The sequence below is a fragment of the Aureitalea marina genome (assembly GCF_002943755.1).
Lineage (GTDB): Bacteria > Bacteroidota > Bacteroidia > Flavobacteriales > Flavobacteriaceae > Aureitalea > Aureitalea marina.
In genome coordinates, this window is record NZ_MQUB01000001.1 from 1949254 (window position 1) to 1966597 (window position 17344).

The following is a 17344-nucleotide window of genomic DNA, read 5'->3' on the forward strand; positions in this document are numbered from 1 at the left end:
TGTTAAAGACAAAACATCAACAAGCTGCGAGGAATTTAATAAGTGCCAGAAAAAAACAGATTGTCTGGTGGGTGCATTAGCGCAAACCGACACAACGCATGAGGAGATAGGAGATTTCGGATATGTTGATATTGAGGAAATGGAATTGCTGAATCAGGAAATGGAAGCGCTAGGGTTTGAAAAGGCAGGCTCAGACGATCAGGAGATAGGCGATTTCGGGTATGTCGATTTTGAGGAATCGGAATTGCTAAGAGAGGAAATGGTAGCTCTGGGATTTGAAAAGGAATACTCAGAAAACGAAGAGATCGGCGACTTCGGATATGTCGATTTTGAGGAATCGGTATTGCTAAGAGAGGAAATGGTAGCTCTAGGTTTCGAAGAGGTAGATTCAGAAAACGAAGAGATAGGCGATTTCGGGTATGTCGATTTTGAGGAATCGGAATTGCTAAGAGAGGAAATGGTAGCTCTGGGATTTGAAGAGGTAGATTCAGACAATGAGGAGATAGACGATTTCGGTTTTGTTGATTTTGAGGAAATGGAATTGTTGAGGGACGAAATGAAAGCTTTAGGGATTGAATTATAAAAAACTTCCGTTATACAGTATATGACCATCAAGGCATAGTTAAAATATTTTCTTTTTGAAACCGGGTTTATCCCGGTTTCTATTTTACATAACATTTTCCAGTTCATACACCTCTGAACTTGATCCCGGATTGGTCACTTATTTGTCAAGACGCTCTAAACTCACTTGAACGATCAGGTTGGATTATCCAACAAGAAGTGGAAGAAAGCCATTAAGGAGCTCAGAAAGAACAAGCTGGCTAAAGTCGAGAATACAGATGATGGTCTGATGGTGGAATAAACCGCCTTACCTGTATGATATAACTCATGGTTTCGGTAAATCCGATCGCTATCTTTGAGGAACTAAAATCCTGTCCATGACCGATATTCAGATCGCCCAGCAGATAACACCCAAGCACATACGAAAGATAGCCGAAGGGCTCGCAATACCAGAAGAAGATCTGGAGTATTACGGTCAGGACAAGGCCAAGCTTCCCCTGTCGCTCATCGACCAGGAAAAAGTGAATGCCAATAACCTCATCCTGGTAACCGCCATTTCTCCCACACCAGCCGGTGAAGGAAAGACCACCACGAGTATCGGACTGACTGACGCCCTTAACTTAAGGGGGAAACAATCCATGGTGGTGATTCGGGAACCTAGCTTAGGACCTGTATTTGGAATTAAAGGAGGAGCGGCTGGCGGAGGTTGGAGTCAGGTGATCCCAATGGAAGATATCAACCTCCATTTTACCGGAGACTTCAATGCCATTGAAAAGGCAAACAATTTGTTGGCTGCCTTAATTGACAATAATATCCAAAGCAAGACCCGTTCTCTGGGCATAGACCCCAGAACGGTCAGCTGGAAACGCTGTATCGACATGAACGACCGGGGGCTCCGAAATATCGTGGCAGCCTTAGGTGGAAAATCCGGTGGCATCCCACGGGAGACCGGGTTTGACATTACAGCTGCATCGGAGATCATGGCTATTCTGTGCCTGAGTAGAAATCTGGAAGACCTGACCCGTCGTTGCGGGGATATCTACATCGGTGACACCTGGGACGGAAAGGCGATTCATGCCAGGGATTTAAACGCCCAAGGAGCAATGGCCGTTCTTTTAAAGGATGCCATTAAGCCAAACCTGGTGCAAACCCTTGAAGGAAACCCAGCCATCATACACGGGGGCCTTTTGCCAATATCGCCCAGGGAACCAACTCTATTCTCGGAACCAAAATGGGATTGAGCCTAAGCGAATTCGTGATCACCGAAGCTGGTTTCGGTGCCGACCTGGGTGCTGAAAAATTCATGAACATCAAATGTCGGGCTGCGGGCTTATCGCCCAAGGCAGTCGTACTGGTAGCTACTATTAGGGCGCTCAAATATCACGGAGGAAAACCGCTAAGTGAACTGACCGATGAAGATGTGGATGCACTGCAACGGGGATTTGCCAATTTGGACCGACACATAACCAGCTTGAAGAGCTTTGGGATTCCTGTTGTGGTCTCTATCAATTCCTTTAGTTCGGACACCGAGGCCGAAAACCAGGCACTTTTGGATCACTGCAAATCACTTCATGTACCGGCTGCCCTTTCGGAGGGGTGGGCCAAAGGAGGACAGGGTTGCCTGGATCTGGCAGATCTGGTGGTTCAAGCGGCTGCAGAATGCCAAAGATCATTTACTCCGACTTACGCTTTGGACGATCCCATTCGACTGAAAATGGAAAAAGTTTGTCAGACCATTTATGGAGCTGAAAACGTGATTTTGACCAACAAGGCGAAACGGCAGTTGGCCCGTTTCGAAGCCAGGGGCTATGACCAATTGCCGATTTGTATGGCCAAGACGCAAAAAAGTCTCAGTGATGATGAAAAACAACTGGGACGACCAGAACACTTCGATATTCACATCAGGGAGTTCGAGATCGCGACCGGAGCAGGTTTTGTCATTCCCATTGCTGGAAACATCCTGCGCATGCCAGGTCTACCGGGAACCCCTGCCGCAGAGCGGATCGAGATCCTGGAAGACGGCCAGATCAGCGGCTTGTTTTAGGTTAAACTTTTGTGCCTTAGCACCTTTTTTTGAAGAATTTTCTTACCTTTTCCCGCATTTGTTTAAATAAAGACATGAGAAGTATACTATTTACCCTATGCCTGATCGCCCTATTGTCCGCCCCACTTTATGGTCAGGAAGAACAAAAATCATTCTACGATAATGGTGCCGTTAAGGAGGTATTGACCACCCAGGGCAACGAAAGTAAATTAGTGACCTATTATCCGGATGGTCAGGTCTATTCGGAACAACGCCTAAAGAACAATCAGCCCCACGGCAGGTTGACCAGATATTATCAGAACGGTAACAAGGAAAGTGAGATCGATTTTGTTAACGGTCGTCCCGAAGGGATGGTAGCCAACTATTATGAATCTGGAAACATTCGGGTGAGTCAACCCCATCTAAACGGTAACCCGCACGGAGAGTGTATCGAGTATTTTCCCGACGGACAAGTAGCCGTTAAAGGGAATTATAACGACGGACGGAAAATTGGTAAATGGGAATCGTTCTATCCCACCAATACATTGAAATCAATTCTGGAATTTAATGCTGATGGTGTTGCCACTAGTTCTGTTCTCTATTATGAGAACGGGCAAAAGTTAGAAGAAGGTGACCTTATGCTGGACAACCAGCATGGGGAGTGGAATTACTATTTTGACAATGGGCAAATGAGTGCCCAGATCATCTGGAACCAAGGTAAGATGGTGAAATCCGTTTCTGCCTTCGATGGTTCAGGAAATCCTATGGACCCAGGCACCCTGGACAAGGGCAATGGCACAGTTATCTTCTATGGCCCAGATGGAGAAGTCACACAGACCCTGGAAGTGATCCAAGGGATTGCACAATACGATAATTGATTGTGATTTAATGCAGGACCAAGGCGGCAGGCTCAATCGGTATGTCCGTGGTCTTGATCAGTTGTAGTCCGTAATCCAGATAAGCCACGGCCCACTGGGCTTCGGTGTTTCCGGCTTCTATGTAGGAATAAGCAAAGACGATCACCTCCTCTTCAGAGTTGATTTCAATTGGTCCTGGATTAAGCAGATTCTGCCCATTGGATTCCAAATAATCCACAAAGGTGAAGAGATCGAATATGGTGTTGGCCCCCTGGTCAAGGTCATAGTATGCCGGACCCTCGATCAGTAGATTGGGTTGCGCATACGCAAATCGATAATACAGTCTGTTGCCGACCAACTCGGTATCGAAGAAGCCTCCTCTGTTGATGTTCTCCAGTATTCCCTGCGGACTACCCAGTTTGCCGATATTGTAATCAAAAATACGGACCACCCCATTCCCGAATAAATAGATAAAGTCTCCAGAGAAGGTATACCCGATCAGGCTGGTGATATCCGTTTCCAGGACCTTGGTCCGAGAATTCAGGTCGAAGGCTTCCAGGATTAATCGCTGATCCTGGTCTACATAGGTCAGCATGAATTTGTTCCGGTCAATATGTACCGTAGAAAGTGCTTCTAGAGTCTCGTAAAGTGGCGCCTCTACTCCTTCGGCCATATTGTAGCTATCCATTCTGTAAATATCTTCATTGAATCGATCCCTATAGAATGTAACAATATGACTTGAGCTTGCCACAGTAGAGATACTTACCGGATCCACCTCCGGCTGAAAAAATTCGTTGAACGGGCTTGAATCACCTGTCCTTACATCCCGTACCCAAACTCGATTAAAGAAACTTGGGCGGTAAAAGATCAGGTTGGGAGGCTCTGAACGAAAAACTACACCAGTATCCATGTTCATGTCCTCATTCAAATTGAGTACAGGACCCTGTATTTCACCTTCGGTAAGAACAACACTGGAATAAACGGCATTAACTGGTCTGGACAGAACGGTCAGGTCAAAATTGACGGTTCGATCCGGGTTTTCTCCATTAGTATCTTCGGAATCCTGTTCGGTGTCTGTTGCGGTGGTCGCGTCATCATCGCCCACATCACAACCAACAAAGGCAATCAGGAAAGAGAGAATCAAAAATTTCTTCATCATAGCAGCAGTTAACAAAGTTAATTAAAAGCAAAACAATGAGCCAGTTGTAATCCAACAAGCGAATGTTCGACTACCTCTTCATCAAGACGCAATCGCAATGTCAAAAACCAAGACGATCATATTTGATGGAGAATGCTCCCTTTGCAATGGGATCATCGATTGGTTGTTCCAGCAGCTACCAAGGGATGAGTTTAATTATGTTGCTTTTCAATCGCCAGAGGGACAAGAGTTACTAAAACACTATGGTTTCAACCTCTATAGGCTGGACACTGTGATCTTGATCGATGATGAAGGCCTTCACCTCCACAGTACAGGTCTGCTAAGAGTACTGAGGCTCACCAACAGATGGCATGCCCTCTCATCCTTAGCTCTAAAGTTTCCACGTCCCCTTAGAGACGGAGTCTACAGGATCGCTGCTCGCAATCGAATGCGTTGGTTTGGCGCCTCTGGCCAATGCCATATTCAGCTACCTCTGGCTAATCATTAACTCGAGGTACACGAATCTGATTCCCTAGGAATAAAGCATTGAGGAACAACCGGTTGGTTCCAAACCAAGATCCACGGAAATTTGGATTGTCTGCGAAGAGGACCACCCTACCGGCCCCTACAGCACTTACCACTAAGGATGCAGAAGGTTTCAGATAGTTCTCGTACCGATTTTCCGAGATGTATCCGTCGATGTGTGGATCGGCCGTATACTTGGCCACAGTCGCATATGGATTCTGACTGGGTTGTATGAAGACTTCGTTGTTCTTGTAGACCGGCAGAGAACGATCCGTATAACCGAAAGCTAGTGGGTGGGTCAGATCCAGATCAACCTCGAAAATAGCACCACCAACTTCTTCTCTTCCGTTATTCTCCGGAGCATCGACATATGATAGCCTCTCTGAATTTTCGTTCTTAACACTATCCTTGGTTTTGACCGTCAGTTTCTCCTTGACCAATTTCTTATTTATAGCCCACTTAGAGGCTCCTGCTATGGTGATCAGCGTATTGCCTTTGCTAACCCAATCCTTGATCTTCTTCTGTTTGAGCGAGTCCAACTGTGAATAGCTTCCAGATACCATTACCAGGGTATTGTATTGGTCAAGTGGAGCAAAATTGAAGGTTCTCAGCTGTAATTTGGTCATGGGCATTTTTACACGAGTATCCAGCAGATGCCAGACTTCTCCGGCTTCGTAGGAATTGACCCCATCCCCTATTAACATCAAAACCTTAGGAGCTTCTACCTTTCTGAAATTACCGCTACCCAGATCGATTCCTTCCAAACTAAATCCGGTGGAAACCGCATAGATATTCACCTTCCATAATTGTTGAGCCTCCTGGATGAATTGATGCAATTGCTGCGGGGACATGTCCTGCTTGCTCACGGGTATCATGATGGTACCATAATTGAATTCCTTCTGTCCGGCATGCGTATTTGTGGTAAACGGTTTGAAGGCAGAAGCCGCTTGCACACCGTTCTTCTGTAAGTAGTTCAAGGCTGCCGGTCCGTAATAATCATCCCAATCCAGTAAATAGGCATAATTGGATTGTGGAGCCGTAGTGATCTGTACCAATTCCGAATTCCCGCTTACCTCCTTGCTGGTATCAACAGAACGTACAGGCTTGTACTTCATATTGTAGAAATTGGCAACACTCCAGGCCGAGGCATCGTAGAAAACGCTGTCACGGTATTTGTTGTAGGTCTCAAAGAATGACTGAACCATCCGTTGTTGAGGTTGACGAGTAGGCACTACAAATCGATCACCTTTTTGGTAAACCTTGATGCGATGCAGTAATAACTTATCGATAAAGGCAATGGTCCGATTGACATCCTTTGGATCTCCAAATTCGTAACCAGCCACATTGGATGGTTTATTGGCAGTAACTGCCGAGTTGAAGAATTTTTGCTGATACTCTCGCAGGGTAACTTTATTTTCTACTGCTGCTTTCACCGTTGCCATACTGGAGGTAAACTGATTGCGAATGGTAAATGCAAAAGATATCTCACCATAGTCGGTCTTTTGTAAATGCCCGCGGGAACTTGCTTGCTCAAACAACAGCGCCAAGGCGCCCTGCAGATCAGGGTAGGAGGATCCATAACCTGGGTAAGTACCATCAAAAGCTTCTTTAGTGAAGTAGAAGGAACCAATATTATCCAAGGCACTGGAATAGTATGGCGCGAACAGATTATTGAGATCTTCGTAATTCTCTTTAGGCATTATGGGGTCTTCAGATCCGATCGGTTTCATCGGCTCGAAGAAATAGTTGCTGTTGGTCCCCATTTCATGAAAATCGGTTACCACATTGGGATACCATTGATGATACCAGGCTAGTTTACCCCTGCTTTCCGGGTTGATCGCCAACAACCAGTCCCTGTTCAGATCAAACCAATAATGATTGGTCCTCCCTCTTGGCCAAGCCTCCCAGTGTTCTGCATCATAATTATCGCTGACTAAAGGGTCGGCACGAAATTGATTGGCCCATTGGGTATGACGGTCCCTGCCGTCGGGATTAATGGTGGGATCAATGAAAATGACCCCATCAGAACGATACTTAACAATATCAGGATGAGATGACGCCACCAGTGTGTAGGCTGTCAATAGAGCAGCTTCAGAACTGGATGGCTCGTTACCGTGTACGTTGTAACCGAGATTGATGAGGATAGGCAGAGCATCTGGACTACCCGGATCTTGGTCCGGGTTGGTAAACTTAAGATGTTCCAATCGGATCTGTTCCATGTTCTGAATGTGATCGGGATCCGAAATTGTGAGCATGACCAGTTTCCGGGCCTCATGGGTCTGTCCGTAATACGTTATGGCTGCCCTGTCCGATAGCCGCGCCAGTAGCTCCATATAACCAACGATCAGATCGTGGCGCGTATGCATAGCGCCCACCTGATACCCCAGATACTGTTCTGGGCTGGGAATTTCCGGATCGAATGGACCGTAATCCTGTAAATAGTAATCTTGGGCCTGTGTTGAGATTCCAGCCAAGGCGAGAAAGCAAAAGAGGAAAATGTTGGTGAATTTCATAGGATGGTAATTGATTGTTCTAAAATAAACCAATTAGCCCGGATTAACACAACTTTAGTAGCCGCTGGTTAAACCTCTTGTATTCGGTTTAGTCATAAGGACATAACCTTATAAAATTAATAACAATGAAGACACTAGTTTATTTAGCCCTGGCGTTGACTACCCTTATTGGTTGGTCCCAACCTGTAAGGGGTTCCCACGATAATCGTAACCCTATGAAGGAGAAACTGGCGGAATTGTCGCCAGAACAGTTAGCGGATCTCAAGACCAAGAAGATGACCTTACAGTTGGACCTGGATGAGAAACAACAACAGCAGATCCACAATTTTCACCTGAACCAGATACAAAACAGAAGGCAAGAAATAGAAAATGGCAAAAAACCAAAGGATATGACCGCCTATGAACTCTATGCCTTCAAATCCCAACAGTTGGACAGACAAATAGCCGCAAAAGATCAATTGAGGTCAATTTTGAGCGAAGAACAATTCGATAAACTGGAAAAGTCAGTTAAACGCGGGAAAGCCATGATGTTGAAGCGGGCCTCGAGAGATCACGGTCGACGCCCATAATGTTAATCTGGCCCGATTCTTGAACACATCTGGAGCAATTGACTACTTTAGTCACATACTTAATTGATAAATTATGAAAAGATCGATTTGGATTTTGAGTTTTGCCTTACTGCTGCTCGGAGGGATGAACACCTTGAGCGCCCAGGATTTAAAACGAAGTCAAGACAGGCCGGAAGTAGTTGCCAAGGCCAAGGTCAGTGAACTGAGTCAAACCCTGGATCTAACAGGAGATCAGCAAAGAACGATCTTCCGGGCCATGGTTAAATATGAAAAGGCCCGGTCCCAAGAAGAGAACTACGATCTGGAAGCAGTGATGAAAAAGACGCTAACGGCAGAACAGTTTGATCAATGGAAGAAAATGAAGGACAATTAATGTCCCTCAAGCATATTGAGCCCCGCCATGAAGCGGGGTTTTTTTATGACCAATTTTGAAGAATATCCTCGCAGGCGTGAATGGTCTTATCGATATCATCGTATGACAATGCATCATTCAGGAACCAACTCTCATAAGCCGATGGCGGCAAATAGATCTCACGTTCCAGCATCCCGTGGAAGAAACGGGAAAACGAATCACCTCGAGCCGCTAAAGCTGAAGATTCAAAATCGACGACCGGCTGATCACTGAAGTGAACCGAGATCATGGATCCCAATCTGTTAATCTGGTAGGGAATCTCGGGATGTGCTTTAAAACACGCTTCCAGTCCCTGATGCAAATAAGCTGTTTTCTCATCCAGGGATCGATATACTTCGGGATTATTGTCCAGCAAGTTCAACATGGTCAAACCGGCGGTCATGGCCAATGGATTACCACTTAAGGTTCCGGCCTGATACACCGGTCCAACGGGAGCAAGGAACTCCATAATTTCCTGCCTGGCTGCAAATGCCCCTACAGGAAGCCCACCTCCGATCACTTTACCGAAAGTTACTATATCCGCCTGAACACCAAGCCGCTCCTGGGCTCCACCCGCTGCCAGTCTGAAGCCTGTCATAACCTCATCAAATATGAGTAAGATGCCGTTCTGATCACAAATTTCACGAAGCCCCTCCAGGAATCCTGGCTGGGGCAAGATGCACCCCATATTTCCTGCCACCGGTTCGATAATCACAGCGGCGATCTCTCCTTGATTTTGTTCCACCAAATTGGCAACGGAAGCCAGATCGTTAAACCGGGCTAGTAAAGTATCCTTAGCGGTACCTTGAGTAACGCCCGGGCTGTTAGGTGTCCCAAAGGTAAGAGCACCACTTCCTGCCTGAATCAAAAAGGCATCACTGTGCCCGTGATAGCAACCCGAGAATTTGATCAGCTTCTCTCTTGCCGTATACCCTCGTGCCAGCCGAACTGCGCTCATGCAGGCCTCAGTACCGCTATTGACAAAACGGATCTGGTCAATATTGGGCACCATCTTGACGGCCAACTTGGCGATCTCGGTCTCCAGCTCTGTTGGAGCACCAAAAGAGGTCCCTTTTTGGGTTCGATCGATCAGTTTTTCGACAACTTCCTGATGAGCATGACCTAATATCATGGGACCCCAGGATGCAATATAATCGATGAGTTGACGACCATCTGCATCATAGAGATAGGCTCCTTTCGCCTTCTCAATGAATACGGGATCGCCTCCCACGGCCTGAAATGCCCTAACCGGCGAATTTACCCCTCCGGGAATGTACTTTTTTGCTTCCTGAAATAGTGCGCTGCTACGGGTGTAGTTCATGATGACCTAGCGATTTTCTGTAGGCTGCAAATATAGGGTTTGTCCTACTGAAATCAGGTTACCATTCAGCTTATTGTAAGCCTTTAACTTATCGACCGTCAAGTTGAATCGACGGGCGATACTGTATAAGGTATCACCAGAACTGACCACATAAACTTCTCCGGATGGCGTTGTGGTCACGATATCCTGGGCCGGAGGCTCCCAATTGCCTTTGAGGACCATCTTGTCGAAACGCTCCAGATCATAACGCTCTATGATCTTGATGAGTTTGGAAGGATATTTCGGATCCGTTGCATAGCCAGCCTTTTTCAAGCCTTTGGCCCATCCTTTGTAATCCGACTGCTTCAATTTGAATAAAGAAGCATAACGCGACCTCTTGGTCAGGAACAAGGAGTGATCCCTAAAGGAGTCATCGGGATCTTCATAACGGCGAAAGCATTCCCCTTTTTCGTCATCGTCGTGGTATACGCGGGCGCCGTTCCAGGTAGTATGACACTTGATTCCGAAGTGATTATTGGATTTACGGGATAGTTGGCCTCTACCGGCGCCACTTTCTAAAATCCCCTGTGCCAGGGTAATACTGGCGGGAATTCCATAGATCTCCATTTCTTCCATGGCAATCGCCTGGTAGTTTCTTATATAGATATCTACAACTTGGGTGTAAGTGGCATTGGCAGGGATGGGTTCTTTCTCCCGACTGGGTTCTACTCGGGTAGTCTCTGGTTTGGGCCTTTCCTTGCGCTCTTTTCGTTCTTTTCGGGTTTCGTTCTTGGAGACTGCCTCCTTTCCAGGTTTACAGCCCAGAACAAGACTCAACAATATGATCCCCAGCAGGTATGGTCTCATGCAACTTACCGAATTAAGGGTAGTTGTTTTTTGATAAGAATTTGGTTCATAGCAGGAATGCCTTGTAGCCCCCCTGTATGTACGGCTAAAATACGGCTATTTTTCGGAAAATGTCCATCGCGAATTCGTCCCATGAGTCCCATCATCATTTTTCCGGTATAGATTGGATCAAGACCAATATTGGTCTGTTCCTTAAGCTGGTTCATAAAAACAATGAGAGAACGATCCATCTTAGCGTATCCGCCTAAGCAAGCTTGGTCAGTAATCTCAAAATTAACCTTGTCCGTATACTTAACGATCTCCTCTGTCTGAAAAGTGCCTTTCAAAGCAGAAAATCCGATGACCTGCTGATCATTTGCTGAAGATTTGATCAAACCGGCCAGGGTTCCACCAGTGCCCGTTGCACAGCAGATGTGAGTAAACTCCCTTGTGTGAATTCCCAGAATCTCTTCGCATCCTTTAACCGCTAACTGGTTAGTACCACCCTCAGGGATCAAGAAATGCCCAGGATATTGTAGGAGTATTTTCCTGATCTCATCTGAGGCTTCCTTTTGCCGATAAGCGGTCCTGCTTACAAAGTAAAGTTTCATCCCGCTTTCCTTGGCTTTGGCCAGGGTCGGATTCAATGGCTTGGACGCCAATTCCTCTCCGCGGATTATTCCAACCGTAGGGATGTCTGTAATTTTTCCAAGACAAGCCAAGGAATCGATATGATTTGAGTGCGCTCCTCCAAAACTTACCATACTCCGAAAGCCCTCCGATCTGAAATGTTGATAATTGTATCTCAGCTTCCTGAATTTGTTCCCCGATACCGGTGAAGGGATCAAATCTTCTCGCAATAAGCTGAGCTCGACTTCTGATGGATTATGACCCAAAATACGGATCGGTTCTATTAGAACTGGGGGCAATTTAGCAGCATCAAATAAATTCATATAGCTAACTAACTAAATATGAGTCCATATTTAAATTATTGACAAAAATCTAGAGTTCTAAAGTGGTCAAATTAAGGTATTGTCAGTATTACGAACAATACGATGCAAATAAATTGGGACTTTTAGGCGTACACTTGAAGTTTATTCCTACAAAATGTTAAGTCAAAACCGGATAATTGTTAATCTTTAGTGTATTTCATCGATTAATATTGCATTTTATCGATTTATTGTGATATTATTGTTGTGTATTCAATAAGACCCCAAAAGCTTATGAAAAAATCATTACTTCTTAAGATTTATGTCCTTTTCGTGCTGGTCGTTCTGATCGCCGGAAAGGCGCTTTCACAAGTTGGGATCAATACAACCTCACCTCAGCCCGGATCTATACTTGATGTTGAGAGTGCAGATAAGGGAATGTTGATTCCCAGAGTAAACATCAATAACCTATCGACTATCGCCCCAATTACAGGTGGGGCCACCGAAAGTCTTTTGGTTTACAACACCAACAATACCACCGGTCGTGGTTTCCATTACTGGGACGGATCGGTGTGGGTACCCCTGATCAGCGACGATTGGCGGGAAGATGGTAACAACGGCACCAATATTGCCACAAATTTTGTGGGTACCACAGATAATGTAGGCCTGCGATTCAGAACGAACAACGTCAACCGATTCGAAATGACAACCGATGGACGGCTTTTGGGATTTAGTTCAGGGAATAGCGGTAACCCCATGCTCTCCTGGAGCGGCGATCAAAATACCGGAATCTTCCAGGCATCGGCAGATAATCTGGGTTTTAGTACCGGTGGGACGGAGCGATTCCGAGTACCTAATGTTAATCAGGTTCATGCCATGGCCCTGGGAACAAACGTTGCCCCATTCTACAGCTGGAATGCCGACACCGATACTGGACTGTGGAGTAGTCAAGCGGACCGAATGAACCTCAGCGCTGGTGGACTGGAATTCATCGAATTGAGAGAGAATGGAAATGACGAACTGATGATCAATGATTCCGGAGTTGATATGAATACCCGAATAGCAACCAATAATAATGCGAATACCTTCTTTGCCGATGGCGCCAACGACAATATCGGACTGGGAACCGGCACACCGGACACCAGTGCCCAACTTGACCTGGCGGATACGGACAGAGGAATACTGATCAATAGGGTTGCTCTGGGCGCCACCACAGCTGCAGCACCGGTAACAGCACCTGCAAGCGGACTCATGGTCTACAACACGGCCAGTTCTAATGTGGGAAATGCCAACGAGGTCACTCCCGGTTTCTACTACTGGAACGGATCTGGTTGGGTTCGTGTGGAGGGTTGGTCAACCACTGGAAATACGGGTACGAACTCCACCAACAATTTCCTCGGCACCACAGATTTCACGACCCTGGTCTTCCGGACCGATAATACAGAACGCATGTACATTGACCAGGCCGGCACAGTGGGTATAGGAAATACTCCTTTTCCCAATGTAGCGCTGCGTGTTAACAATGCTGCTCAACCCTATGGGGTCTTGGCCGAAACCAACAGTGCCGGTGGAGTAGCTGTTTATGGAGAGGACATCGGATCAGGAGGTTTGGGAATCTATGGAACCTCTGCCAATAATCACGGTATATTCGGTATCACCAGTTACACGGGTAGTGCCTTCCTTATTGGAGGTATGATCGGCTGGGGATCCGGTTTCGATGGAGCCAATGGTATGTTAGCAGTTGCGGACCAACAGGCCAGTTCCCGATCCAATATGGGAATCAGAGCCGTATCCGGTAGCACGACGTCCATCTCGTCCAACCAGATCCTTAACGTGGGGACCAATACCAACGCCACCGATCTTGCCCTTTACGCTTTATCCGAGGGACCTATCACAAGTCTGGGTGAATTGGAAGCAGCTCGCTTCCAAACCAATTATACCGGATCTGCCATCACTGCAGACTCCAGGGACCCGCGAGCACAATTGGCCGGGTACACCAACAACAGTCAGCAGGGAGGTGGAAATATGTACTACGGTGGTTACTTCTACAGTGGAGGATCCAATTCCAATTCTTCCTGGGCCTATGCAGGCGCTCGGTACAACAATACCAATTACAAGATTATTGGGAACGGAAACGTCTCTACCATAGTCGATGGAGCCACCCAGTCTTCCAATCAGAAGATCATGTTTGCTCCCGAGGCACCAGAGGTCCTTTTCGAAGACTACGGTACAGGACAACTGATCAGTGGAAGGGCTGATATTCAGATAGACCCAATACTCTCCAACAATATTCACGTCGATTCAGATCGCCCCCTGAAGGTCTTTATTCAATTAGAGGGTGATTGCAACGGTGTTTTCGTGACCAATAAAACTAAGGACGGTTTTACCGTAGTCGAATTAAATAAAGGGTCATCCAATGTCAATTTCTCTTGGCATATCGTTGCCAACAGAAAGGATGTAGAGGGTGCTAATGGTGAGGAGCGCGTGGTATACAGTAGTCTGCGTTTTCCGGATGCACCAACCAAGATCAAGTTGGACGAGCTGGCCGCAACAGAGGCAAAGCAATATGAAAAACCAAAATTTTCTCCAAAAGAACAATAATCCCCCGTTCTTATAGTTGATTAGTTAGTTGAGTGAGTAAGGTGATGTCCACAAGACGTCACCTTACTTGTTTTCTTCTTTTTTCACTAACTGACCCTTAATCTTGTTAAATACCAGGACTTGAAAATTTATTTGAATTTTTTGTAGTCTTTTTCGCTGTTTTGATGAAAAAAGAACATAATTTGTGCTTTTTATCGATTTTATTTGCTTTTTAACGACATACTATTTAAGCTTGTAATCCCCAAATTAACCTTAAGAAGTATGAAATCAACTTTTACTCGACCTACTTATGCCTGGTTATTCAGCATCTTTAGTTTGCTGATCGTCGGCCAGATGAATGCCCAGATCGCTCTGAGTACGCTAACCAACCCTTTGGTTAACAGCCCAGACACCGACCCCATAGAAAATACGATCATACAGATTGGAGGTGAAACTCAACTGATCGATGGCAAAGCTGTAATTCAGGTGGATCCTCAATGGGCTAAGACCTATTCTGAAGTAGATTACAATTACCAGATCATGATCATGCCAGATGGCGATTGCGAAGGAATCTATATTTCCAACAAGACCACAGACAGCTTTACGGTAAGGGAAATCGGTCTTGGAAAGAGTAATCTAAAGTTTTCGTGGAACCTGGTGGCCACACTGAAGCCTACGGAAGGAGGACCTACCATTACCAAACTAAGGGATGCCGGACCTCGAATTGACGGTTTCCTGCAAAACAGCTATCCCAGAGACCTGGATAAATCTATCCAGTAACGACATACCGGACCCTGATCCGAGATACTTAACTCACTCAACGCAGACACCCTGTTCCTCTAGGAGCAGGGTTTTTCTATCTAATTCCAACTGACTTAAAGAAATCTTTAGTGTTTTCGATCCGCCACTCTTAGCGGAATATCGGTACCTTTGTCCTATGTCTTTCTCTAGGAAAAAGATAGAGCTGGAAGAGGGGGATTACTACCTGACTCCAGAGGGGTACAAGTGCTTTACCGAGCAATACCATTTAAAGCGCGGATACTGCTGTGAAAGCGGTTGCCGTCATTGCCCATATGGTTTCGACCCCAAAACAAACAGTCAATCCCGCAACAAATGACATTTGCCCAGTCCATCCGAGCAGGAATACCCGATATCCTGCCCGCTGTTAAGGAATACGACCCTGCAGTGAATCACGCTCCTAAGCGCAAGGATATCTTGAATCCGAAGGAGAAGAAACTTGCCCTGCGTAACGCACTTCGATATTTTGATTCAAAATTACACAAGGAGCTGCTCCCTGAATTCGAGCAGGAATTAGCTACCTATGGCCGGATATATATGTACCGTTATCGGCCGGATTACGACATGTTTGCCAGGCCATTAGAGGAATATCCAGGAAATAGCCTTCAGGCCAGAGCCATTATGCTGATGATACAGAACAACCTGGATCCTCAGGTGGCTCAACATCCCCATGAGTTGATCACCTACGGAGGAAACGGAGGAGTATTCCAGAATTGGGCTCAGTATCTGTTGTGTATGCAATATCTCAGTCAAATGACAGACCAGCAAACCTTGGTTATGTACTCCGGGCATCCTTTAGGTTTGTTTCCCTCTCATCCTGAGGCACCCAGAGTCGTAGTGACCAATGGGATGATGATCCCCAATTACTCCCAACCCGACGATTGGGAAAAGTTCAATGCACTTGGCGTAACTCAATACGGACAAATGACCGCGGGAAGCTATATGTATATCGGGCCGCAAGGCATCGTTCATGGAACGACCATCACGGTATTGAATGGCTTTCGAAAAATTAAAAAACCAACTACCAGCGGACTATTCCTGACTTCTGGTCTTGGAGGAATGAGTGGAGCCCAACCAAAAGCAGGTAATATTGCCGGTTGCGTGACCGTTTGTGCGGAAGTCAATCCCAAGGCCACACGAACCAGGCACAAGCAGGGATGGGTAGACGAGGTCATCGAGGACCTGAACCAATTGACTAAGCGCGTCCGGGCTGCCTGTGAAGCGGGCGAGACTTTGTCCATAGCATACCAAGGCAATGTAGTGGATGTATGGGAACATTTTGACCGGGAGGGCATCCGTGTTGACCTGGGAAGTGATCAGACTTCCCTGCACAACCCTTGGGCTGGCGGATATTATCCCGTTGGTCTTAGTTATGAGGAGTCCAATCAACTGATGGCAGAAGACCCCGCCTCCTTCAAGCAACACGTGCAGGAGAGTTTAAGACGTCAAGCAGCGGCTATCAATAAGCATACGGCCAAGGGCACCTACTTCTTCGATTATGGGAACGCCTTTTTGCTGGAAGCCTCTCGGGCCGGAGCGGATATCATGAACGCAAATGACGATGGATTTCGTTATTCCAGTTATGTACAGGATATAATGGGGCCTATGTGTTTTGATTACGGATTTGGCCCGTTTCGATGGGTATGTACTTCTGGCAAAGAATCCGACCTGGACCGGACCGATGCGCTTGCCCTGGAAGTTCTGCAGCGATTGATGGAAGATTCTCCAGAAGAGATCCGCCAGCAGATGGCAGACAACATACAGTGGATCGAAGGTGCTAGGGAGAACAAGCTTGTTGTTGGTTCTCAGGCCAGGATACTTTACGCTGATGCACAAGGACGTATGGAAATTGCTACCGCTTTCAATAAAGCTATAGCGGAGGGTGAGATAGGGCCGGTAGTTTTAGGACGTGATCATCACGATGTATCGGGGACGGATTCACCCTACAGGGAAACTTCCAATATTTATGACGGTAGCAGCTTTACAGCTGATATGGCTATCCACAATGTGATAGGTGATAGTTTTAGAGGAGCCAGTTGGGTGAGCATTCACAATGGCGGTGGAGTAGGCTGGGGTGAGGTCATCAACGGTGGTTTCGGTATGGTTCTTGATGGTTCTAAACAAGCACAAAGACGTCTGGAGTCCATGCTACACTGGGATGTAAACAACGGCATCGCACGCAGGAGCTGGGCTCGAAACGAGGAAGCAATCTTTGCAATTAAACGGGCTATGGCTCAGGAGCCCTTGCTAAAGGTTACTCTTCCTAACTTAGTAGACGATAGTTTGATGGAATAGATAAAATTCTGGAATGCAA

The 17344-nt window shown here is 46.3% G+C and carries 14 protein-coding genes and 1 pseudogene; 10 read left to right on the forward strand and 5 right to left on the reverse strand.

Going from position 1 to position 17344, the window contains the following annotated elements; genetic code table 11:
• Positions 1–67: 67 nt before the first annotated feature.
• From BST85_RS09000 to BST85_RS09010, 3 genes and pseudogenes are all read left to right on the forward strand, one after another.
• Entirely contained in the window at positions 68–583 is a 516-nt protein-coding gene (locus BST85_RS09000) for a hypothetical protein (protein WP_104812941.1), read from the forward strand.
• A gap of 355 nt (positions 584–938) precedes the next feature.
• A pseudogene (locus tag BST85_RS09005) lies at positions 939–2605 on the forward strand (formate--tetrahydrofolate ligase).
• Positions 2606–2679: 74 nt separating this feature from the next.
• Positions 2680–3462, forward strand: coding sequence for a toxin-antitoxin system YwqK family antitoxin (locus tag BST85_RS09010; protein ID WP_104812942.1), 783 nt, complete (start codon positions 2680–2682; stop codon positions 3460–3462).
• A 7-nt stretch (positions 3463–3469) separates the two neighbouring features.
• Here the strand turns inward: BST85_RS09010 and BST85_RS09015 are convergent, their stop codons facing one another.
• Entirely contained in the window at positions 3470–4600 is a 1131-nt protein-coding gene (locus BST85_RS09015; RefSeq protein ID WP_104812943.1) for a hypothetical protein, read from the reverse strand.
• Positions 4601–4697: 97 nt separating this feature from the next.
• Here BST85_RS09015 and BST85_RS09020 point away from each other — a divergent pair, with 97 nt between their 5' ends.
• Entirely contained in the window at positions 4698–5087 is a 390-nt protein-coding gene (locus tag BST85_RS09020) for a thiol-disulfide oxidoreductase DCC family protein (RefSeq protein WP_104812944.1), read from the forward strand.
• On the opposite strand, the gene BST85_RS09025 is transcribed toward BST85_RS09020, so the two are convergent.
• Entirely contained in the window at positions 5077–7617 is a 2541-nt protein-coding gene (locus BST85_RS09025) for a M14 family zinc carboxypeptidase (RefSeq protein ID WP_104812945.1), read from the reverse strand. The genes BST85_RS09020 and BST85_RS09025 overlap by 11 nt on opposite strands.
• Before the next feature lie 125 nt (positions 7618–7742).
• Between BST85_RS09025 and BST85_RS09030 the strand changes: the two genes are divergently transcribed.
• Both BST85_RS09030 and BST85_RS09035 read left to right on the forward strand, forming a co-directional pair.
• The gene (locus BST85_RS09030) at positions 7743–8186 is read left to right on the forward strand and encodes a hypothetical protein (protein WP_104812946.1); all 444 of its coding nucleotides are present in this window, start codon (positions 7743–7745) and stop codon (positions 8184–8186) included.
• A 73-nt stretch (positions 8187–8259) separates the two neighbouring features.
• Positions 8260–8559 carry a hypothetical protein gene (locus BST85_RS09035; protein WP_104812947.1) on the forward strand — a complete coding sequence of 100 codons (300 nt, stop codon included), beginning with the start codon at positions 8260–8262 and terminating at the stop codon, positions 8557–8559.
• Between the two features lie 43 nt (positions 8560–8602).
• Here the strand turns inward: BST85_RS09035 and hemL are convergent, their stop codons facing one another.
• The 3 genes from hemL to BST85_RS09050 are packed head-to-tail and all read right to left on the reverse strand — an operon-like array spanning position 8603 to position 11676.
• Entirely contained in the window at positions 8603–9898 is a 1296-nt protein-coding gene (gene hemL, locus BST85_RS09040) for a glutamate-1-semialdehyde 2,1-aminomutase (RefSeq protein WP_104812948.1), read from the reverse strand.
• 6 nt (positions 9899–9904) lie between these two features.
• Complete coding sequence (locus tag BST85_RS09045) at positions 9905–10744, reverse strand: glucosaminidase domain-containing protein (RefSeq protein WP_104812949.1); 840 nt, start codon at positions 10742–10744, stop codon at positions 9905–9907.
• A 5-nt stretch (positions 10745–10749) separates the two neighbouring features.
• Positions 10750–11676, reverse strand: a complete 927-nt coding sequence (locus BST85_RS09050) for a 1-aminocyclopropane-1-carboxylate deaminase/D-cysteine desulfhydrase (RefSeq protein ID WP_104812950.1) — start codon at positions 11674–11676, stop codon at positions 10750–10752.
• 270 nt (positions 11677–11946) lie between these two features.
• Between BST85_RS09050 and BST85_RS09055 the strand changes: the two genes are divergently transcribed.
• The 4 genes from BST85_RS09055 (at position 11947) to BST85_RS09070 (ending at position 17325) form a co-directional block, all read left to right on the forward strand.
• A complete protein-coding gene (locus BST85_RS09055) occupies positions 11947–14253 on the forward strand; it encodes an autotransporter outer membrane beta-barrel domain-containing protein (protein ID WP_104812951.1) in 2307 nt (768 codons plus the stop codon).
• 261 nt (positions 14254–14514) lie between these two features.
• Positions 14515–15012, forward strand: a complete 498-nt coding sequence (locus BST85_RS09060) for a hypothetical protein (RefSeq protein ID WP_104812952.1) — start codon at positions 14515–14517, stop codon at positions 15010–15012.
• A 157-nt stretch (positions 15013–15169) separates the two neighbouring features.
• The gene (locus BST85_RS09065) at positions 15170–15349 is read left to right on the forward strand and encodes a C1orf53 family protein (RefSeq protein WP_104812953.1); all 180 of its coding nucleotides are present in this window, start codon (positions 15170–15172) and stop codon (positions 15347–15349) included.
• Complete coding sequence (locus BST85_RS09070; RefSeq protein WP_104812954.1) at positions 15346–17325, forward strand: urocanate hydratase; 1980 nt, start codon at positions 15346–15348, stop codon at positions 17323–17325. The genes BST85_RS09065 and BST85_RS09070 overlap by 4 nt, the downstream gene beginning before the upstream one ends.
• The last annotated feature ends 19 nt before the right edge of the window (positions 17326–17344 follow it).